Source organism: Gimesia alba, from assembly GCF_007744675.1.
GTDB lineage: Bacteria > Planctomycetota > Planctomycetia > Planctomycetales > Planctomycetaceae > Gimesia > Gimesia alba.
In genome coordinates, this window is the sequence record NZ_CP036269.1 from 5422739 (window position 1) to 5443764 (window position 21026).

The window sequence follows — 21026 nt, forward strand, 5'->3', positions numbered from 1 at the left end:
GGATCAAGTGACGTGTTATTAACGCTCACAGCCAACCATACTCCGGCGACGGATCTGGGATATCTTCTGCACAAACACCCTGACCGTCTGCAGAGCTTCGACCTGAGCTTCGGGAAAGCGCATTTGTTTTACCCTGAAGTCACAGAGGATCGTTGTACGGCTTGTCTGCTGCTGGACGTGGATCCGGTGGGTATGGTCCGCGGCAAGGGACGCAAAGAATCATTTCTGCTCGATCAGTATGTGAATGACCGACCTTATGTCGCTTCCTCATTCATGAGTGTAGCTATTACACAGGTCTTGAGGTCGGCTCTCAATGGACGCTGTAACCATCGGCCGGAACTGGTTGAGACTCCCCTGCCCCTGACCGTTGAAATCAACGTGCTGCCGGTACGTGGCGGAGAGGAATTCGTACGTGCAGTCTTCGAACCATTGGGTTATACCGTGGGTATTCAAGCCTATGCTCTGGATGAACTCTTCCCGGAATGGGGCGAGAGCCCCTGTTATTCAGTCCGTCTGGAAGCGACGAAAACAGTTTCGGAACTGCTCAATCACCTGTATGTATTGATTCCGGTGTTTGATAATCGAAAACATTATTTTGTAGGCAGCGATGAACTGGAAAAGCTGCTGGCAAAAGGAGCAGGCTGGCTGGTGGAACATCCGTTGAAAGAACAAATCAGCCGCCGCTATCTGAAATTCAAGCCAAGTCTGTATCGCAGTGCGCTGGCTCGTCTGGTTGAAGAAGTCCAGACGGAGGATCTTGAAACGGAAGAGACGGACGAAGTACTGGAAGAAGCACGACAGCCTCTGGTGCAGTTAGCTAGGCAATATCACTGTCTGCCAGTCGCCATTGTATTGAACACGCCCGAAAAGATCTGCCAGGCGCGCAATCAGGGTCGACCGGACCGCGCGTTTGGTCCCCATGTAGTACGGAATCAGAAATCTCAATTGAAACGATCGCTGAAACATCTCCGCCGAGAAGGGTTTCGTTATGTATTCGAGATGAAAACAAGCGAAGATGTTAAAGCGGCCAAAGTGGAACGGGTTCCGCTCTGGAACGACCGACGTGCGGAAAACGGACCGTTCGACATCATCGGTGATATTCATGGCTGCGGTGATGAACTGGAAGCATTGCTGGCGCAACTCGGTTACGAATTGAAAACCGACGACGAGCCAGACCCGCTCTGGGGGGCTGACTATTTTACCCATCCGGAAGGACGTAAAGCGGTCTTTCTGGGCGATCTGGTTGACCGGGGGCCGCGATCCCTGGATGTCGTGCGAATTGCGCGCAACATGGTTCAGCAGGGAACCGGTTTGTGCGTGCCCGGCAATCACGATATGAAACTGCTGCGTAAGCTGAACGGTAAAAATGTGAACTTAAAACACGGAATGGCTGAGACGGTCGCTGAAATCGACGCTCTACCTGCAGACATTCAGCAGCCGTTTTGCCAGGCGATGGCAGAATTTCTGCGTGGGATGATCAGTCATTATGTGCTCGATAAGGGTAAACTGGTCGTGGCACATGCGGGGATGAAATCCGAACTGCAGGGACGAGGTTCAGGGAAAGTCCGCGAGTTTGCTCTGTATGGTGAGACAACAGGGGAAACAGACGAATTTGGTTTTCCTGTGCGCTATAACTGGGCGGCGGAATATCGCGGCGATGCCCATGTCGTTTATGGACACACGCCGGTTCCTGATCCCCAATGGCTGAATCGGACAGTCAACATTGATACGGGCTGCGTCTTCGGCGGTCGACTGACCGCACTGCGCTATCCGGAAAAACAATTTGTCTCGGTACCAGCCAGCAAGGTCTACTGTGAGTATGCAAAACCCCTCTATACCGAAGCGGGCTCAAGCGCACAGTCGGTACAACATCAGCACGATGATCTGCTTGATGTGCAGGATGTCATCGGTAAGCGGATTGTTTCGACGCGACTGCAGACCAATATCACGATCCGTGAAGAGAACGCGACGGCTGCGCTGGAAGTCATGAGTCGTTTCGCCGCCAATCCCAAATGGCTGGTCTACCTTCCACCCACAATGTCTCCTCCGGAAACATCGACTGAAGCGGGCTTACTGGAGCATCCGGCGGAAGCATTTTCGTACTTCCGCAGTCAGGGCATTCCAGAAGTGATCTGCGAAGAAAAACACATGGGTTCGCGGGCCGTGATCGTCGTCTGTCGGGATCAGGAGACCGCACGCAAACGATTTGGCGTAATGGAAGAAGAGCTCGGTATTGTTTACACGCGAACGGGACGGCGGTTTTTCAATCAGGAATCGCTCGAATCAGAATTTCTGGAACGGCTGCGTCTGGCATTAAGTGCTGCCGACTTCTGGAATGAATTTCAGACTCCCTGGGCCTGTTTCGACTGTGAACTCATGCCCTGGTCGAGCAAAGCACAGGCGCTGTTGCAGTCACAATATGCTGCCGTCGGTGCCGCGGGGAATGCGGCGCTGCCGAAAGTCGTCCACGCGCTCGCGCAAGCAACCGAGCGTCTGGCTGATGATGATCGAGCGCAAGCGGATGACGTTCTGGCGCGCTATCGCAGTCGCCAGACGACAATCGAGCAGTTTGTGACCGCCTATCGGCAGTACTGCTGGCCTGTGGAATCGCTGAATGATCTGAAACTGGCACCGTTTCATCTGCTGGCGACCGAAGGCCGCGTTCACATTGACCAGAATCATCTGTGGCATATGCAGACCTTGGAACGCATCTGTCAGCAGAATCCAGAACTGCTGCTGGCAACCGCATATCAGCGGGTTAACCTGACTGATGCTGCCAGCACCCAGGCGGGAATTGACTGGTGGACCGAGTTGACAAATCAAGGGGGAGAAGGCATGGTTGTGAAACCGCTGGAATGGGTCCAGCGTAGTACACAGGGACTGGTACAGCCGGCGGTCAAATGTCGCGGTAAAGAGTATTTACGGATTATCTATGGCCCCGACTATGACGCTGCGGAAAATCTATCCCGGTTACGGAGCCGTAATGTGGGGCGAAAACGATCGCTGGCACAGCGGGAATTTGCATTAGGCATTGAGGGTTTAGAGCGATTTGTGAACCGGGAACCGCTCAGGCGGGTCCATGAATGTGTGTTCGGGGTACTCGCACTGGAAAGTGAACCAGTCGATCCTCGACTTTAAAAGAGATCACTGGCACGACATGCCAGTCTGGAGAATTTTTCTATGACTAAACGAGTGAACTACCATCCGAATCTGATCTACTCAGAAGGGACGCAAATCGTTACGGTAAAAGACATCATCGGCCCTAATGGGCGCACGCTGCACCCTCGGGGTGCGGTGGGAGTCATCGTCCGTTCGCCCCGCGATCTGGATCACTCCTATCGAGTGAAGTTTCCGGACGGCGTCGAAGAAGCGCTGAAAGCGGATGAACTCACGCTGCTGGCCAGTTTTAAAGAGGGCGAGATCGGCAACAGCGAGATCAACGCACATCGCAGTGATCTGTTCGAACGCGTCATTTTCAAGTGTATCATCGGCTCACGCGCCTTTGGTCTGGAAGACGAGAACTCTGACACCGATTATCGCGGCATCTATCTGCCACCGGCGGAATTGCAGTGGTCGCTGTATGGAGTGCCGGAACAACTGGATTGTCATGAAACACAGGAGACCTACTGGGAACTGCAGAAGTTTCTGGTGCTGGCGCTCAAGGCGAACCCGAACGTGCTGGAATGTCTCTACACTCCCCTGGTCGAGAAGATCACCCCCCTCGGCCAGGAACTGCTGGGCATGCGGGAAATCTTTCTGACGCGGATTGTCTATCAGACCTATAACGGCTATGTGATGTCTCAGTTCAAGAAGATGCAGACCGACATTAAAAATCAGGGAAAAGTCAAATGGAAACATGTGATGCATCTGATTCGGCTGCTGATTTCCGGGATCACACTCTTGCGCGAAGGTTACGTGGTTGTCGACGCCGGTCCTTATCGGGAACAATTACTGGCAATTAAACGGGGTGAAGTCCCCTGGGATGAAACCGAGAAATGGCGGAAGAGCCTGCATCAAGATTTTGAACAGGCACAGGCAGAAACCAAACTGCCGGACCGTCCCGACTATGAAAAAGCGAACACGTATTTAATCAAGACACGCCAACTGGCGACACGGGAAGAACTACCATGAAACTTGATCCTCGATTACTGAATCAGGTCGAACAACATCCGTATCCTTTGCTGTTCGCGACGATCAGCGGTTCGCATATTTACGGCTTCCCGTCTCCTGATTCCGACTATGATCTAAGGGGCACCCACATTCTGCCTCTGGAAACCGTGATTGGTTTGAAAGGGGGACAGGAAACCGTTGAGCGTTCGCGCATCGTCGAGGGGATGGAAATTGATCTCGTCACGCATGATGTTGGCAAGTTTTTCCAGTTGATGCTCAAGAAGAACGGCTATGTGCTGGAGCAACTCCTCTCGCCACTGGTCGTGTATGCGACGCCCGAATACGAAGAGTTGAAAGCACTGGCTCCCGACTGTGTGACGAAATATCATGCGTATCATTATCTCGGCTTTGCGGCGACACAGTGGAAACTGTTTCAGAAAGAGGATCCGCCGCGGGTCAAGCCGCTGCTGTATGTCTATCGAGTGTTGTTGACGGGCCTGCATCTGATGCGGACAGGCGAGATCGAACCGAATCTGATCACCTTAAATGAATCAGCTGGTTTGTCCTATATTCCTGAATTAATCGAACGCAAACTTCACGGGGCAGAACAGTCAACACTGGATGCCGCCGACATGGAATTTCATGGACGCGAATATCTGCGGCTCGTAGGCGAACTGGAACAGGCAATGGAAACAACCAGTCTGCCTGAGAAGCCCCGCGCCACGGAAGCGTTGAATGATCTGCTCATACGAATTCGTCTGGCAAACCGGAAAGGATAACGTTTGGAATATTTTGATTGCGCACCGGTGGCTGTTCCCACTCTGGCTGAGCAACGCGATGCGTTACAGAAAGGTCTGGGACGCGCCCGGCTGTGGGCTCAACAAGGTTTACTCGCAGACGCGCCTCTACTGGAGGCGTGCCTGCAGGACCTGCGGTACGATAAGCAGTGCGAAGAGCCGAGGGGCGACTGGTTGTGGGAGCTGATCAAAGAAATCGATGCCAAGGAGCAATTCCGTGTGCCAATTCTGCATGCCCTCTATGCAGAGACTGACGGCTGGAATGCCAGTCAACTCTATGAATTGGCCGGACATTATGCAGCTGAGGGTGATGAAACATTCCGAGCACAACTCTATGAAGTGGTGAAACAAAAACCATTCGAGGATAACCGTTCTCTCGGCGAAGAAGAGATTATGAATCTGGACGATAAACAGGGCTTTCAGTTTGCCGCACAGATTCGAGGCACTCGGCTAAAAACAATTGAATGGGATTGGGACGATGAATATCTAGTCAATAACGCAATGAAAGATTTTGGCGAAGAAGAGATTCTCAATCTGATGTCTTCGGCTACCGATGTCAATCTCAGACGATTCTATGATTTATGGATACAAAACAAGAAGCCAGATCCCCCTTCACAAAACCCCAAGAATAAGAATGGTAAAGGCAACTATATTAAACGGATGCAAGCAATTCCGGTTGATGAAATCATTCAAGCAGCAAACGGTGCCGAACATTGTCATTGGTTTCGTGGCTGGGGAATGTATGCAGATGAGGCCAGCTTAAATACGGTTCTTAATGCATTAAGGTCGATCAATACGCCGTCAATTTTGGTTAAGTTAATCAAAGTATTTTCGAATCGGGCACTCCCAGTATTTGATCCACGACTGATCGAACTCTGCCAACACCATGATGACGAATTACAACGTTGGGCATTTTCTGCGCTGGCGAATAATTCTCATCCTGCAATACGTGAATTTGCATTGGAGCAACTGACCGAAGAATGGTCTCTCCATGTCTTCAGCCTGTTTATAAATAACTATAAACCAGGTGACGAAGCACATTTATTCGCCGCGCTGGAACTGCCTGAGGACTCCTGGGAAATTCACTGCCTCTTCTCCGATCTGTTAAAAGTATTAGAGCATAACCCAGGCGCAGATCGCTCACCGTTGGCTGAGATGATTTATCGTTTGAATCCTTGTGAGCTCTGTCGATTCAAAGCAGTACAACTTTTAAAAGAACAGAACATCGCTCCCGCATGGATGATCGAAGAATGCCGTTTTGATACATATGAAGATACACGAATGCTTTTTAATGAATGAGTTCTCATTCCGATCCATTATGAATTTCATATGAATTTTGATTTTTCCAGACACTATTTTGAGCACAGGAGACTCATTATAAGTACAATTGTCTAAAAACAGGACAGAGTTCCACCACAGGCTTATTATCGATGTGTCCCCAAACAGGATTCGAACACATGAGGAATTTCAGATTCTTCTTACTCGCTGTGTGTTGTTACGTTTGCGGTTTGCTATCACCAATGCTTTCAGCCGCTGCAGATCCCGCCAAAGCGGATCAGGCCAAGGTACAATACGGCTTAAAGTTTGATGGCAAGGACAGCTATGTTACTCTGCCGCACGTCAATTTTTCTGAATGGAACGCGTTTACGATTGAAGCCTGGGTCAAGGACTGGCGCGGGAGGATCTGCTGCGAGGGAATCCAGGGTGATCCGCAAAACAGCCTGTGGATCTCGATTCGTGCGAACAGACACTCGACCGGATGGGAAAGTGATAACGGCACGAATTATTCAGCCCCCGTTGATCCGAATTCTGACGCAGGCTGGGACCACGTGGCACTGGTATATGATGGAAACGAGCAGGCGATTTACCTGAATGGCAAACTCGTCCACAAGATGACCGCACCGAAACCGGGGCCCTTTGATCCCGAACGAAAACTGTTTCTGGGCGCTCAGGAAAAATGGGAAGAGACGCAAACCAAACCCGCGGGCCTGTTCGGCAGAGGCACGATGCGGATGTTTCAGATCTCCAAAGCCGCCAAGTATACCAAAGAATTTGAACCGGCTGAGTCAAACAAAGCAGACGAGAACACGATCGTCTTATTTGATTTTCTGAAACCGGATCAAACCAAACTGCTTGACAGCTCCAAAAACAAACAACACGGAACCATCCACAGTGCCCAGTGGGTTACGGTGCTGACGGATTAGAACTGGTCTCTGATTGGGAGTCCGAACACGCTTTCAATGTCACCATTTCGGGGCCACAGCATCCCGACTGCGCATAGAGTTCGTCTTTCGCGTCGGCTTCGAGAACCACGAAGACTTCCCATTTGTGCCCGTCCGGATCAACGGCCCAAACCTTGTCCTGCACGGCGTAACAACATGTGGTAGCTTCTTCGGTGATCGTTTTGATCCCGACCGCTTTGAAGCGATCCATGGCAGCGTGCACTTCCGCCACCGACTTAACCTGAATGCCAAAATGCGCCGAACCGCCCTCGACGGTCACTTCTCCTTCAACTTCGTTCAAAGTCAGATTGACCGAAGGATCGACGGATTCATACTTGGCATAGCGGGGACGTTCCTTACTCGGCTTAATACCCAGCAGGATTTCATAGAACTGTTTTGACTGTTCCAGATTGGAAACATTGAGTGCCACATGCAGGCGATACTGCCCGGGAAAATCGACAGCGGATTCCTGATTCATTGTCTGCTCCTTTTCATTCATTTTTGTGTATTAAGCCGATTCATCTGCTAAAAACGTTTGTATTTTCGTTTTAATTTCATCGCGAACGCGGCGGAACGTTTTCATTTTTTCTTCATCGGAGCCCGTCGCATCCGCAGGATCATCAAAGGGCCAGTGCAGAGTCAGCGTAGCACCGGTGAAGACCGGGCACGATTCTTTTGCGTTGTCACAAACTGTGACCACCAGATCAAAGTCCTGATCAGTAAACTGATCCAGCGACTTGCTCGTGTTCTCTGACAGATCGATGTCCAGTTCACGCATCGCTTCAATCGCCAGCGGATGCACGTAGCCGGAGGGTTTGGAGCCGGCTGAGTCTGCCTGCCATTCACCAGCGCCCAGTGTTTCCCAGAGCTCTTCTGCCATCTGCGAGCGACAGGAGTTTCCCGTACATAAGATTAACACACGTTTCATGTTTTTGTTTTCCTTATTATTAACTAAATTTGATTATTGACTGTCGCTTGCTCTCCCGCAGTTTGAGAGCCGATCGTATATGGAAACCAGTCCTGAGTTCTGAGGCAGAACTTCACCAGCATCAGCATCAGCGGGACTTCAATTAAGACTCCCACCACAGTCGCTAATGCTGCTCCTGAAGATAAACCGTAAAGCATGGTTGCGGTCGCGATGGCCACCTCAAAGTGATTGGACGCGCCGATCATGGCTGTCGGTGCGGCATTTTCATAGGTGAGCCCCAATACTTTTGACAAACCGTAGCCTAATGCAAAAATAACTACGGTTTGAATTAACAGGGGAATGGCGATCCAGAGAATCGTTAAGGGGTTATTGAGAATCGTCTCACCCTTGAATGAAAACAACAGCACCAGCGTGACCAGCAAGGCGGCGATTGTAACCGGTGTGAGTACATGCAGGAATTTCTCACGAAACCACGTTTCTCCTTTACTTCGAATCAACCATTTCCGGGAAAAATAACCTGCCACCAGAGGGAGTGCAACATACACGCCGATCGAAAGTAATAATGCCTGCCAGGGAACAGGAAGTTTCCCTACGCCGAGCAGGAACCCTCCCAATATTCCGTAGAGCACCAGCATGGTTAATGAGTTGATCGCAACCATCACAAGGGTATGACCATCGTTGCCTTTAGCCAGGAAGCCCCAGACCAGGACCATCGCGGTACACGGCGCGATACCCAACAGGATGCAGCCAGCCAGATAACTGCGCCAGAGCGGAACCTGCAACATCTTCACACCATCGACGAGCACGACTTTGCCTGCTCCGTATTCCGCTCCCACAGCAAGATCTGCACCGAAGGGCATTTTGACGTAATCGACGGCATCTGGTCCGATGAATGTGAGGAACAATGTTCCCAGAAAGAAACTGGCAATCGCATACATCGTAAACGGTTTGATGGCCCAGTTGATGAATAGCGTCAGTCCGACCGGGCGGACTGCTTTCCCTGCTTTGAGCACTTCGCCGAAATCAATTTTGACCATAATCGGATACATCATGAAGAACAGGCAGACGGCAATCGGAATGGAAATCACGGGGGCATCATTGACATACAGCGCCATCCCATCCAGTTTCTGCGCGATGCCGGGGGCCACTTTCCCCAAAACGATCCCAGCCACAATGCACAACGCCACCCAGACCGAAAGGTAGCGTTCAAAAAAACTGATTCCCTGCGCCGGGGCAGCCGAATCATTTTTGACGGCATTCATTTTCAAGGTTCCTTCAAGGTTTGATTAAGTGAATCTTGCTAACACAACACATGGCCTTTTCGCCATATTACCATATTTCAGGTAAAATTTTTATTTGAGTGAATTCTGTCGCCCTTTAAGGTCCGAAAGCAGGACGGTCTCCATACAGGAAAAGAAGCCGTCAAGACAGCCACAGGTGACTCGATAATAACTGAGCGCCCCTTCCTTGCGGGCATCAACCAGGCCAACTTCCTTCAAGATCGCGAGATGCTTTGAAACAGTCGATTGATCTGCACCAACCTGCTCGGTCAGATCACCGACGCACATTTCCTGTTTCTGGAGCAGATCCAGCATCAGCAGCCGGCTGGGATGTGCCATCGCTTTGGCAATCTTCGCACGGGCTTCATATTGTTTGCGTGTCTTTTCTTTCATGGCAATATCGCCATATTACCATTTGCCAGTTTCATTGTCAACCCCCTTAGCCCAATCGGTCTCTCATTCACTACGTAATTAATCCGCAAGAATGAGATTGATCAGAAACTGTTTCAAGACCGGAACATGACTGCGTTGGGGATTCTTGACGGCTGTCACCAGGGTGATTGTCGGCTGGGTCATGGCGGCGACTGTCTGTTCGATTTCCGAGCGGTGTGCTTCCAGCTCGCGCTGGTAGCGGTTGACGAATTCTTCATAGTCGGTTGAGTCTGCATGGAACCACTTACGCAATTCGGTGGAAGGAGCAAACTCTTTCAGCCACAAGTCGACCTGGGCGACTGCTTTCGACATGCCACGCGGCCAGAGACGATCGACGAGCACCCGGTGTCCATCGTCAGAATCGGGTTCTTCGTAAATACGTTTGATGCGGATCTCTGTCGGCATGGATGAGCCTCGGTGAGTAATCGCTTACGCGTCGGGCACTTCCAGGCGGCAGCAGCCGAAGTCGAGATGCTGTTTGCCCGCTTCACTGACGGCGGAAACATCTGGATGCAGACTGTAAACGACAAAACGGCCTTCTTTGCGTTTGACGACCAGTCCCGCATGATACAGGATGCCGAGGTGGTGTGAGATATTAACGACTTCTTCTTCGAGTTGCTCTGCGGTCTGACTGACCGTTCGCTCGCCGTCGCGCAACAGATCAATGATGCGCAGCCGAATCGGCTCGCCCAGCGCTTTTAATTTCTCTGCACAAAAGTCGGATTGGAGCCGATCTTTCGACATATTTACCCCACCAGCCAAAATCAGAACTCTCCCCTGTTTTCAAGCGAATCGGATTGTCTCAACAACCGACACATGTGGGGAATACGAGTCTGATTGTAACAAAAATATCTGGCAGGGACAGCTTCAGAAATTCGCCATTCCCGGTTTCAGAGACATTTCTTTCTGCTTCTGTCAGGGTTTTACATCAACTCTACAGAAATCCAGCACCACTTAATCAAGAAATAGAGTAAAAACAGACTTACCAATTCATGTCTCTGTACCATAATTGCTTGTGTGAATTCAAAACTTTACAGGAAAACGATGCGATGAGCTGGATGGAATGGTACAACACGCTTTCAAAGCCGGACTGGACTCCCGCGCCGGGGACCATCAGTCTGATCTGGCAGATTCTATATCCGATCATCATCGTTTCATTTGGTTACGTGTTCGTGCAAACCGGAAGAGGCAAGCTACCCAAAACGACCGCGGTCCCCTTCTCCATTAATCTGATCGCGAATCTCTGTTTCACTCCGATCTTGTTCGGTCTTAGAAATCTGCCACTGGCCACGTTGGACATACTCATTGTCTGGACGACCATTGTCTGGATGATGATCGTTATCTGGCCTCGCATTCGCTGGGTGGCTGTCGCCCAGGCACCGTATCTGTTGTGGGTTTCAATCGCGACCACATTGCAGGTCAGCATCTTCTGGATGAATCGGGGAGTGTGAAGTTTGTCTCAGCAGAAAATGCCAACATCATCAATCCGACTTGGTCTCTGCTGTCAGTTTCAGGATGAGCCGATCAAATTTCGCAACACCACGGTCAAAGCCAATCGTAACATGGATCGCACGTCAGCGCTCGAGAAACTGGCTCAACTCTGTCAGGAAAATGCACGGGCGCTACAAGAGACGCTGGAATATTGTGTGCAACACGACATTGGTTGCTTCCGTATCAACAGCCAGATACTCCCATTGAAAACGCATTCTGAATGCGGTTATCAGATGAGCGATCTCCCGAGTGGAAAAGCGATCGTCAAACGGTTCCAACAGTGCGGAGACTATGTGCGGGAACATGGCCTGCGCACCTGCTTTCACCCCGATCAGTTCGTGGTGCTGAATTCACCGCGTGAAGAGGTTGTTGCGCGTTCGATCGCCGAACTCGAATATCAGGCCGAGGTCGCAGAGTGGGTGGGGGCGGACGTCCTCAACATACACGGAGGAGGTGCCTATGGCGACAAGCCGGCAGCACTCAAACGGTTCAAACAAAACCTGAAGCGACTGTCCAAACGGGTCCGCAGCCGATTGACCGTGGAAAATGACGATACTACCTATACGCCAGCTGATCTATTGCCACTCTGTCATAAAACCGGAATTCCGCTGGTTTACGACGTGCATCACCACCGCTGTCTACCCGATGGCTTGTCAATCGAAGCAGCGACAGAGCAGGCACTGGCGACCTGGAATCGCGAACCACTATTTCATCTTTCCAGTCCCAAAGAGGGTTGGGAGGGTAAGAATCCCAAGCCGCACCACGATTTCATCGACGTGAAAGATTTCCCCCGCTGCTGGGAGGAACCAGAAATCACCGTCGAAGTCGAAGCCAAAGCGAAAGAACAGGCAGTGCTGAAACTGATGCGGTCACTTCGCAGACGTGGTTGTTGATTTATGTTGAGTCAGGCAGACCCCCAGGCTGATGAGAAAAATCAACCATTCACCAAGTGCCAATGAATAGGTTGTCGATTCGATTCCCTCGAATAGAAAAAAGCCAATGGTCCGAAACAGAACCAGACAACCATGCATAATAATGCAGACGACAAGTGCGTAGCGAACCACTTCTCGCTGGTAGAGAGGCCAGAGAAACACAATTCCCAGCGCCAGTTCCAACCCGCCATAAACAACCAGAAATTCTGACTGCCCGGAACCCGGCTTCAGCGCGAATCCCACGGTCAACGAGGTGGTAGCCGGCGCGAACGAACACCAGAGTGCCAACAAAAGATACAGGCTTCCTACAACTGCCAGAAAGAGACGAATCATGAATTCTGCCTGTCCTAAGTTTGAGCTCCACATGTCACTACTATGAAACCATAGAAACCAAACCCCAAATTTAAACCTGTTAGAATCCATCACCTTCCAGATTTCAATGAAATACTCCCGGGGACCCCGTGATCAAGAACCACAGCACTGTTATAATGGCCATCTCTTTCAACCGATGGACGAAGATTTGGTTATGAAATTCCTTTTTATTATTTTTGGCGCAGGATACACGTTCTGGTTTCTATTTCTGCTGATTGGTGAATTCGTTTCCTCTTTTAAAAAACGTCCTTCCCAACGAAATGACTCTGAAATGACTCCGGAAGACTCGGTTACTTATTTCAGTAAGCAGATTCAGAAGAATCCCAGGGACACCGCCGCCTACTTGGCACGCTCCACAGCCTTTTACCATCTGGAACAGTTCGATCTGGCAATCGCAGACTGTGATACTGTGACTCAGCTTGAACCCCAAAACCACTTTGCTTACTTTAATCGTGGTGCTGTTTATGCACTACATAAGGAATTCGAAAAAGCAATCGTTGAATTGACTCATTGTCTGGAATTGAAACCGGACCTGGCAGATGCGCTGTTCAATCGGGCGTATTCCTATTCCAGTATCGGAAATATTGACTCCGCATTGAGCGACTTCAACCGTCTGGTAGAACTTGGCCCTCATAACCCTCAACACTATCACACACGTGGTCACTTCTTATTACAACTTCAGAAGTATCCCGAAGCGGCTCAGGATTATACTCTCGCGATCCAATATGCCCCCCAGGAATGGGAATACTATTTCAATCGTGGTTGTGCCTATTCGAAACAAGGGAAATTAAAGGCTGCCCGGTCGGATTTTGAACGGGCGCTCGAATTAAACCCTTTTGATGAAACCATCCGCCTTAACCCTGAAGACATGGAGAGTTATCAACAACGGGGAAATCTCTATTTCTGTGCCGAACAGTATCAAAACGCATTAGACGACTTCATTCAGATACCAGAGCCTTCCACTGAGCTTCAGGTCTTAATAGGGTACTGCTACCTCAGATCAGATGACGTTGAGAAAGCAAAGTCAATCTTTCGGGAAGCCCTGGAACAAAACGTGTATGGCGAGGCGATCAATCTGAATTCTGCTGATTCGACCCTCTTTCTGGATCGAGCATATCTCTTACTGAATCTGGATGAATTTGAGCGAGCCATAGAAGACCTGACGCATGCCATGAATCTGGGTGAACAGTCTGCAGAACTGCTAGCAGCCCGGGGAACTGCCTACTATGAACTACATCATTTTCAAAAAGCGAAACTCGATTTCGAAGCAGCCATTCAGCAAGCCCCGGAATTCCACCCTGGCTATAACGGTCTCGCCTGGATGATGGCAACCTGCCCTGATCCAGAATTTCGCGACGCAAGACAATCACTGGGTCTGGCACGAAAGAACCTGGAATTGCATCCGGAACCGGAATGGAGTGATCTAGGCACTCTCGCTGCCGCCCTGGCAGCCACGGGCGATTTTGAAGAAGCAATCCGCATGGGGAAAGAATCGCTGAGTCTCGCCCCAAAACACGAACAAGCGGAATGCGAAACTAGGCTTGAGTGTTACGAACGTCATGAAGTTTATATCGACACCACTGAATAACCTTTGCAATCTTGAAGAAAGCGGAATCTATGAAGTCGAGACCAAAGCAAAAAACAGGCGGTGCTGAAACTGATGCGGTCACTCCGCAGACGTGGCTGTTGAGAAACTGTCACTGAAGTCTGTCTGACAAAACTCACAAAGTATAATCCGAATTGGCAATATCAGTCGCTCCGAGCAGTTTCAGATTTAATGAACCGCCGGTAACCAGCATTTCGTCGAGTGCATTGGTGACGTCTTCGATAGAGACTTCACCGGTGCCGTCTCGCTCGACATGAAACTGAACGGCACGTCGCATGAGTTCCTTGATGAATGCGGCGGAGACACCTTCGGTACGTCGCAGAATTTCCTCGATCACCACATCTTTGACAATGACTCCCTCCGAGTAGAGCTGAATCAACTTACGGCGTCCATTGATATCTGGCAGAGGAAATTCGATTGCCTGATCAACGCGTCCAGGACGGGAGGCCAGGGCGGCTTCCAGCGTTTCCGGTCGATTTGTCGTGAGAATAAACAGAATATCAGAATCGGGTTTCAAGCCGTCCATTTCATTGAGTAGTTTATTGAGCAGGACTTCTTCGCAGGCACTGTTCATGTCTCTGCGATTGCGGGCAATCAGATCGACATCTTCGAGAACCACAATACTGGGCTGCAGTAAGCGGGCCAGCGTCATATATTCATCTAACATGCCAACTTGTTCTGCGGAGATGAGCAGCGTGGTATGTTCCTGCAGTGCATGAGACAGAAAGTGGATCGTATGTGTTTTTCCCGTCCCCGGCGGACCATAGAACAGAATGCCCTTTTTCGTCGATTGTTTAAACTGGGCTAATCGCTCGCGCTGTTGCACGAAATGGATCACATTGCGTTCCAGAAGTTCAAGAGTTTTTTCTGGCAAAATCACCTGATCACGGGGAACGTCCCGTAGTTGATGCACGGCGATTCCTTTCGACTCTCCGGAATAGGAATGTTTCTGCTTCTCAAGTGAGAGGACTTTCCCCCGATAGGATTTCGCCTGCTGAATCGATTGTTCCAGATGTTTGAAAAAATCCTGAGTGATTCTGGTCCCTTCAGGAGTATTAGGAGCCCCGACATGCAGCTCAACGCCTGTAATCTGGCCAAAATTGTTGGCGGGTGTCAGGAAGGCGACAAAATTAATCCCCTCTTTTTCCAATAACCAGAGCCCCGTCTTCAGGACACGTACAGGTTGCTCTGCTCCAATATTGACTTCTTCAAAGGAGGGAGGCGTCGTGACGATGGGATTATGTTTGTTCTGGATAATGCAACTCGACAGGGTGACTCCCTGATGATCGAACCCACTACGTACTCCGCAAAAATGCTTGATCTCTTTTTTGTCACTCAATAACTGATCAATGGCAATCTGCAGATCGGCCCGAACGCGCAGGGGAAACGTTCTTTCCGTGATCGTAATCTCGCTGGTAGGGAGCGGGTAAAAATGTTCCTTGATCAAAGGAGCAACAGAATGATTCCGAACCGATATCCGCCTGATCCAAGACAAGGCAACAATAATCAATACCGCACCAATCACCACTTCAATCAGTATGATTTCAGGTAACGTCATTTCTTTTTCCTATGGGGAAGCGATGGAATTCACAGAGATATCTTGAACCAGTTGAATCGAGCGACTTTCAAATGTATAACCTGAATCAATCATGATAACAACAAGTAAGTTTCATGTTGAACTAATATTATGATTTAGATCGAATCGAAAAGGATTGCGAGAATTTGCAAACCAAATCGCGTTTCGATAGTTGAGGAATTCCAGACTGGTTGCTGGCATAACAGAAATATCAACAAGGATGTGACGATAGCATGAGCGACAACGTATTCTCCCCCGGTCCCACGCCGGATTCCGTTAAAGCTGCCGACGGTACGATTCATACAGTTCCCGCGGGCTGGGCATTGCTGCCTCCCGGGGATGCCGGTTTGACGCGGCGGATGAAAGCGGCCGGTGAATTTTGGATCGTGCAGGAGAAAAAAGGGCGGCGGACCTTTTCGAAAGGAGTCTGGGCACCCGCAGAGACAATCGAACGGACTCGCGCGGAACTGGATGCAGAGCGTTCGACCGACGCGTATGCGAAGAAACAGGCGGCAGCAGCACAACGCCGCGAAAAAGTTCAGGCGGAATACGTGGAGGATTTCTTTGGTTCCGTGCTGGCATTTCTGGACTTTCACCCCGCACACGCCGACTTGGCACAACAGATGGCACGCGCGATCACAAATCATGCCACGCCGGTTGGAAGCGGTACGGTAGCCCGTACAAAACGGATTCCCGTTGAACAGCGGGCGGAAGCGGCCGTGATTGCCTGGATGCGGCATCAGACGACCGCCTATGATGAAATGGCCATTCCACGCGTCAAAGGGAAACGGCGGGAAGTGCGACGGATGCTGGCCCGGCGTTCGAAAGAGTTGCTGAACGGTTACCGCGGTCCCTCTTCGCCCTCTTCCAATTGCCCTCTGCAACGCGCCCTTGCACTACTGGAAGCCAATGGTTTACAGTGAAGGGAGTCAGGCCGCTCTTTCTGTGCAGCATACTCATTTGAGATTGCTGCCGGTGAGCTGTGAGCTGTTTCGGGTCTAGACTGTGTCCAGTTTTACTATAGCGTCTCCATGGCCATTTGGAACGAGTATATTAGATTGAAACACGCTATGGTAAAATGTAATGCAATCTAAGTAACGTTTCTAAATTCGATTTTTCCTTACAAATGAGGATGAACCGGGGCTAACGCCCTTCGGCTAATAAGTCATTCCGGTTGGGAAATCACCAAAGACCGGATCAGCCGCACGGCGTTAGCCGCGGTTAAAACCGGCCTGGGTTAGATTGCGGTCCTGGGAATTACATTCAAAACTAATAAATCAACACTACCTGGCAAGGGGAGCAGTACAGATGAGTCAAAAACAACTGATCGAGACAGCCTACGCGATGGTGGCAGACGACAAAGGCCTGCTGGCGATGGATGAGAGCATGCCCACCTGCCACAAGCGATTCGCAAAGCTCGGAATTCCCCAGACTGAAGAGTATCGGCGGGCTTACCGGGAACTGATTGTGACCACGCCCGGACTGAATGAATCGATCAGCGGTGCAATTCTGTTTGATGAAACGATCCGCCAAAAGACAGAAGACGGTACCCCTTTCGTTCAGGTTTTGCAAGAAGTGGGCATCATCCCCGGTATCAAAGTCGACAAGAGTACGAAACCTCTCGCCAACCATCCGGGCGAAAAGATCACCGAAGGTCTGGACGGCCTGCGTGAGCGGCTGGAAGAATACGTGCAACTGGGAGCCCGATTCGCAAAATGGCGGGCGGTGATTACAATTGGGGACGGGATTCCCAATCAAGGCTGCCTCGATGCGAACGCCCATCTTTTAGCACGCTATGCCGCCCTGTGTCAGGAAGCAGGACTGGTCCCGATTGTGGAACCCGAAGTGTTGATGGACGGAGCACACTCGCTGCAACGCTGTTACGATGTGACCGAGCAGACGCTACGCATGGTCTTCGCACAGTTGGCGGCCCAACGCGTATTGCTGGAAGGGATGATCCTGAAACCAAATATGGTTGTGCCGGGGCTGGAATGTCCCAAGCAAAATTCGGTCGATGATGTTGCAGATGCAACGGTCACCTGTTTCCGGCGCACCGTGCCCGCAGCGGTTCCCGGCGTGGCCTTTTTATCCGGCGGTCAATCGAGTGAGCTCGCTTCAGAACGGCTGAATGCGATGAACGTGAAATACAAATCACGGGTTCCCTGGGCGATGGCGTACTCGTTCGCACGGGCCATTCAGCAACCGGGCATGAGCATCTGGGCGGGAGACCCTGCGAATGTGGAAGCAGCTCAGAAATCGATCGCACATCGCGCCAAATGCAATCGCGATGCCCGCCGGGGTGAATATAGTGCCGCGATGGAAGAGGCTTCGGCCTGACGGCACAGACTGAGGAATTCAGTAGCAGAGATTTAACAACATGAAAACAGGCCGCTATCGTCATTACAAAGGGAACGACTATCTCGTCATCGGAGTTGCCCGTCACAGTGAAACAGAAGAAGAGATGGTGGTCTATAGTCCTGATTATGGCCAGAAAGGACTCTGGGTCCGCCCCAAAACCATGTTTCTGGAAACGGTCGAAGTCGACGGACATGAGGTACCCCGATTTCAATATATCGGCCCTGAATAAACGGGACCGTTCCCCTTATTCATCTTCTACTTCTGCCCAAATCCGCACGCCTCCATCGGGATTGACGTGCACGTGAATCACATTCGGATGACAGCAGACAGGACAGTCCTCGACATATTCCTGTTCGGTCCCTTCCGTCAGATCAACGGGAATGACGATTTCTTCTCCACAAGCGTCACAGAGATAAGTGGCTTCATCCTGCATTCGCATTGCCTCCCACTAGAAGAATTTCATATCAATCGAAATTTAATACTTTAAAACGTGTGGATTGAGCCAGACTGCATGGGCGCCTGTTGATTTGCCAGGGCACTCTACTCGTAGCTCCAATTTATTCACATCTTTTACTGACACAGAACAGTATTGAACATCACCTCGTGCGCGAACCGGCACAGATTTCCATAGTAAATTACCATCCCCGATCACCGAGAAATAAACGGTTCCGGTAAAATTATAAGTACTGTCTCTGAGTGCAACGCCAGTGACGAACGTTTTGTATTGACCATCCAACTCATAACGCACTCTGGCTGCACCGTTAGTAGGAGGATGTAGTCCCAGGCCATTCGGAAACTCCATCTCGTTGACGGTAAATCGTCCTTTACCACTTCCGCAATCACCATCCTTCCCCAGAGGCCAGGGGCCCTTGATCACATCCTGTTCCGGCATGTGATTCAGATATCGGATCGGTAATTCGGACATCATGTTACTAATCCGGGCTCGATCCGTTCCGAGCGTCCGACTCCACGCCCGTTGATACAACTCATAACTATGTGACACCAACTGCTGTTTCTCCAAGCCTGACTCTTTTTCGGCTAGTTGTGACCAGCCAGCGGCAAGTGTCAAAAGAGAACGTTCGTCTTTTGGATTGGAAAGTTCCTTTTGAGCCAATGTCCGGTAAGCTACATCATCACCTTTACTGAGCCAGAAAAGTCCTTTTCGCCAGTCATGTTGTCTCAACGCAAGAAATCTACCGAAGTGAAAAGCCGATTGTGAGTCGTTCGGATTTTTTTCAAGCTTCTGCTGATATTTTTCGACTTTCCGATATTCGCGAAGTAATGCGGAACTGTGTTGCTTCAATCCATTGGCTACGACGAAAGCATGGTTATTCCCGGATCTTTTAGCGGTATTTACAGCAAAAGCGGCGAATTTGAGAGCTGCAGAATAGTCACCTGCCTGAATCGCCTGCTCACAGACTTCGATGATATCGAATGCCACTTCTTTTAAATATTGCTTCGAAGGCGCCTTCTGGGATTCCAGCAAGAGCTCCTTGTAGCGAACTGTAAAATCGATTTTCTGATCCGACGGCCCGGCTGCCAGCATCTGAATTTGTACCAGAAAACCGAACGTGAATAACACGGCCAGAAGAACGCGCGTCCCAGTTAGATTTTCTTTCGACAACATTTTCTGTCCTTGTTAAGAATCTTCCATTCCTTACACTTCGATTTCAACAAGGCCCATTCTACCATATTCACTTGGACACTGGTAGGATAAGATTTACTCAAAAAAATATACTTCGATTTCAACCAGTCGACTTTTCATTCATATTCAATCGAGAGAAACACAATGATTCTGCGGGTCATGCAAATCTTCATTCCGGATAGCGACCATGAGAACCTGGATGATCTGTTGGAAGGGCGTGAAATTCTTGGCCGCTGGAGGGATACGGACTCCGGTCAAATTGTACTGCACCTGCTGGTTCCTGCCGAGGAAACAGAGCCGATTATGGATCGGTTTGAACAGGCATACGGAGACACGAAAGGTTTTCACGTGCTCCTGTTTCCGGTGGAAGCTGTGTTGCCCCGCTTGAAACCGGAGCCAGATGAAGAAGAAGAGGAAGCAGACAAACCGAAAGAGAAGAATAACGGCAAGGAACGCATCAGCCGCGAGGAACTCTATTCGAATGTCAGCGAGGGGCTGGGTGTCACCCGGGTCTTTATGGGGCTGGTCATGCTCTCGGTCGTTGTGGCAGGCGTGGGATTGCTGCGGGATGATGTCGCCGTGATTATCGGAGCGATGGTGATCGCGCCGCTTTTGGGGCCGAATGTGGCGATGTCGCTGGCAGTGACCTTAGGCGATTTCGACCTGCTGCGCAGCGCGTTGAAAACCAATATTGCCGGTTCGGGTTCCGCATTTTTATTATCGATCTTAGGTGGATTCCTCTTCGTGGTTGATCCTGAAATCCCCTCGATTGCCTCTCGGACCCAGGTTGATCTTGGGGATATCCTGCTGGCATTGGCTGCGGGTTGCGCCGGAACGCTGGCGTTCACGCAAGGCCTCTCGGGAGCAGTGATCGGCGTGATGGTGGCTGTCGCGCTGGTACCGCCGCTGGTCGCATGCGGCATGCTGCTCGGAAATGGTTCGTTTGCATTAGCCGGAGGAGCGTTTCTGCTGACTGTAACGAACCTGATCTGCATCAATCTGGCCGGCGTCGCAACATTTCTGCTGCAGGGAGTTCGACCTCGCAGCTGGTGGGAAGTCGAACGGGCGCGAAAAGCCACGATTCAGTCGATGCTGATCTGGATCGTCCTCTTGCTGATTCTGGGACTGGTACTCTGGCTGAACCATGATTGAATCATTGAGAAGTCGGACACCAGTTAGCACTGGTTCTTTCTAAACTCTGGGAATGCTGTTAAGATACTCCACAACCTCTCTGTTCGAGCTTGACTTTACACGCAGCAAAATGGCCGTGGAACTGA

22 protein-coding genes are annotated in these 21026 nt (G+C 50.5%); 12 read left to right on the forward strand and 10 right to left on the reverse strand.

Annotated features, from left to right (window positions below; translation table 11 throughout):
• Positions 1-12: 12 nt before the first annotated feature.
• The 5 genes from Pan241w_RS20165 to Pan241w_RS20185 all read left to right on the forward strand — a co-directional run bounded on the left by Pan241w_RS20165 (position 13) and on the right by Pan241w_RS20185 (position 7111).
• Entirely contained in the window at positions 13-3138 is a 3126-nt protein-coding gene (locus tag Pan241w_RS20165) for a polynucleotide kinase-phosphatase (RefSeq protein ID WP_145219306.1), read from the forward strand.
• Between the two features lie 42 nt (positions 3139-3180).
• On the forward strand, positions 3181-4131 hold the full coding sequence (locus Pan241w_RS20170; protein ID WP_145219308.1) for a nucleotidyltransferase domain-containing protein: 951 nt from the start codon (positions 3181-3183) through the stop codon (positions 4129-4131).
• The gene (locus Pan241w_RS20175; protein ID WP_145219310.1) at positions 4128-4889 is read left to right on the forward strand and encodes a nucleotidyltransferase domain-containing protein; all 762 of its coding nucleotides are present in this window, start codon (positions 4128-4130) and stop codon (positions 4887-4889) included. The genes Pan241w_RS20170 and Pan241w_RS20175 overlap by 4 nt, the downstream gene beginning before the upstream one ends.
• A 3-nt stretch (positions 4890-4892) precedes the next feature.
• Complete coding sequence (locus Pan241w_RS20180; RefSeq protein ID WP_145219312.1) at positions 4893-6206, forward strand: hypothetical protein; 1314 nt, start codon at positions 4893-4895, stop codon at positions 6204-6206.
• Between the two features lie 221 nt (positions 6207-6427).
• The gene (locus Pan241w_RS20185) at positions 6428-7111 is read left to right on the forward strand and encodes a LamG domain-containing protein (protein ID WP_198000045.1); all 684 of its coding nucleotides are present in this window, start codon (positions 6428-6430) and stop codon (positions 7109-7111) included.
• Here Pan241w_RS20185 and Pan241w_RS20190 read toward each other — a convergent pair.
• The 6 genes from Pan241w_RS20190 to Pan241w_RS20215 form a co-directional block, all read right to left on the reverse strand.
• A complete protein-coding gene (locus tag Pan241w_RS20190) occupies positions 7092-7607 on the reverse strand; it encodes an ArsI/CadI family heavy metal resistance metalloenzyme (RefSeq protein ID WP_145219316.1) in 516 nt (171 codons plus the stop codon). The genes Pan241w_RS20185 and Pan241w_RS20190 overlap by 20 nt on opposite strands.
• A gap of 30 nt (positions 7608-7637) precedes the next feature.
• On the reverse strand, positions 7638-8057 hold the full coding sequence (locus Pan241w_RS20195) for an arsenate reductase ArsC (RefSeq protein WP_145219317.1): 420 nt from the start codon (positions 8055-8057) through the stop codon (positions 7638-7640).
• Positions 8058-8080: 23 nt separating this feature from the next.
• Entirely contained in the window at positions 8081-9319 is a 1239-nt protein-coding gene (gene arsB, locus Pan241w_RS20200) for an ACR3 family arsenite efflux transporter (protein ID WP_145219319.1), read from the reverse strand.
• Between the two features lie 90 nt (positions 9320-9409).
• Positions 9410-9730, reverse strand: coding sequence for an ArsR/SmtB family transcription factor (locus tag Pan241w_RS20205; RefSeq protein ID WP_145219321.1), 321 nt, complete (start codon positions 9728-9730; stop codon positions 9410-9412).
• Between the two features lie 78 nt (positions 9731-9808).
• On the reverse strand, positions 9809-10174 hold the full coding sequence (locus Pan241w_RS20210) for a DUF488 domain-containing protein (RefSeq protein ID WP_145219322.1): 366 nt from the start codon (positions 10172-10174) through the stop codon (positions 9809-9811).
• Between the two features lie 24 nt (positions 10175-10198).
• Entirely contained in the window at positions 10199-10513 is a 315-nt protein-coding gene (locus Pan241w_RS20215; protein WP_145219324.1) for an ArsR/SmtB family transcription factor, read from the reverse strand.
• Positions 10514-10818: 305 nt separating this feature from the next.
• Here Pan241w_RS20215 and Pan241w_RS20220 point away from each other — a divergent pair, with 305 nt between their 5' ends.
• Both Pan241w_RS20220 and uvsE read left to right on the forward strand, forming a co-directional pair.
• Positions 10819-11220, forward strand: a complete 402-nt coding sequence (locus Pan241w_RS20220) for a TspO/MBR family protein (RefSeq protein WP_145219326.1) — start codon at positions 10819-10821, stop codon at positions 11218-11220.
• 3 nt (positions 11221-11223) lie between these two features.
• Complete coding sequence (gene uvsE, locus Pan241w_RS20225; RefSeq protein WP_232107210.1) at positions 11224-12153, forward strand: UV DNA damage repair endonuclease UvsE; 930 nt, start codon at positions 11224-11226, stop codon at positions 12151-12153.
• On the opposite strand, the gene Pan241w_RS20230 is transcribed toward uvsE, so the two are convergent.
• On the reverse strand, positions 12130-12525 hold the full coding sequence (locus Pan241w_RS20230) for a hypothetical protein (RefSeq protein ID WP_145219328.1): 396 nt from the start codon (positions 12523-12525) through the stop codon (positions 12130-12132). The two genes, uvsE and Pan241w_RS20230, sit on opposite strands and share 24 nt — an antisense overlap.
• Before the next feature lie 193 nt (positions 12526-12718).
• Here Pan241w_RS20230 and Pan241w_RS20235 point away from each other — a divergent pair, with 193 nt between their 5' ends.
• On the forward strand, positions 12719-14152 hold the full coding sequence (locus tag Pan241w_RS20235; RefSeq protein WP_198000046.1) for a tetratricopeptide repeat protein: 1434 nt from the start codon (positions 12719-12721) through the stop codon (positions 14150-14152).
• A 133-nt stretch (positions 14153-14285) separates the two neighbouring features.
• Here Pan241w_RS20235 and Pan241w_RS20240 read toward each other — a convergent pair whose 3' ends face one another.
• Positions 14286-15728, reverse strand: a complete 1443-nt coding sequence (locus Pan241w_RS20240; protein WP_145219332.1) for an AAA family ATPase — start codon at positions 15726-15728, stop codon at positions 14286-14288.
• Positions 15729-15979: 251 nt separating this feature from the next.
• On the opposite strand from Pan241w_RS20240, the gene Pan241w_RS20245 reads away from it, so the two are divergent.
• The 3 genes from Pan241w_RS20245 to Pan241w_RS20255 all read left to right on the forward strand — a co-directional run bounded on the left by Pan241w_RS20245 (position 15980) and on the right by Pan241w_RS20255 (position 18333).
• On the forward strand, positions 15980-16669 hold the full coding sequence (locus Pan241w_RS20245) for a DUF2293 domain-containing protein (protein ID WP_145219334.1): 690 nt from the start codon (positions 15980-15982) through the stop codon (positions 16667-16669).
• Positions 16670-17054: 385 nt separating this feature from the next.
• Positions 17055-18083, forward strand: coding sequence for a class I fructose-bisphosphate aldolase (locus tag Pan241w_RS20250; protein ID WP_145219335.1), 1029 nt, complete (start codon positions 17055-17057; stop codon positions 18081-18083).
• Positions 18084-18123: 40 nt separating this feature from the next.
• A complete protein-coding gene (locus Pan241w_RS20255; RefSeq protein ID WP_145219337.1) occupies positions 18124-18333 on the forward strand; it encodes a DUF1653 domain-containing protein in 210 nt (69 codons plus the stop codon).
• A gap of 15 nt (positions 18334-18348) precedes the next feature.
• Here the strand turns inward: Pan241w_RS20255 and Pan241w_RS20260 are convergent, their stop codons facing one another.
• A complete protein-coding gene (locus Pan241w_RS20260; RefSeq protein ID WP_145219339.1) occupies positions 18349-18537 on the reverse strand; it encodes a CPXCG motif-containing cysteine-rich protein in 189 nt (62 codons plus the stop codon).
• Between the two features lie 42 nt (positions 18538-18579).
• Positions 18580-19731, reverse strand: coding sequence for an NPCBM/NEW2 domain-containing protein (locus Pan241w_RS20265; protein ID WP_145219341.1), 1152 nt, complete (start codon positions 19729-19731; stop codon positions 18580-18582).
• Positions 19732-19893: 162 nt separating this feature from the next.
• Here Pan241w_RS20265 and Pan241w_RS20270 point away from each other — a divergent pair, with 162 nt between their 5' ends.
• Entirely contained in the window at positions 19894-20901 is a 1008-nt protein-coding gene (locus Pan241w_RS20270; protein ID WP_145219343.1) for a TIGR00341 family protein, read from the forward strand.
• The last annotated feature ends 125 nt before the right edge of the window (positions 20902-21026 follow it).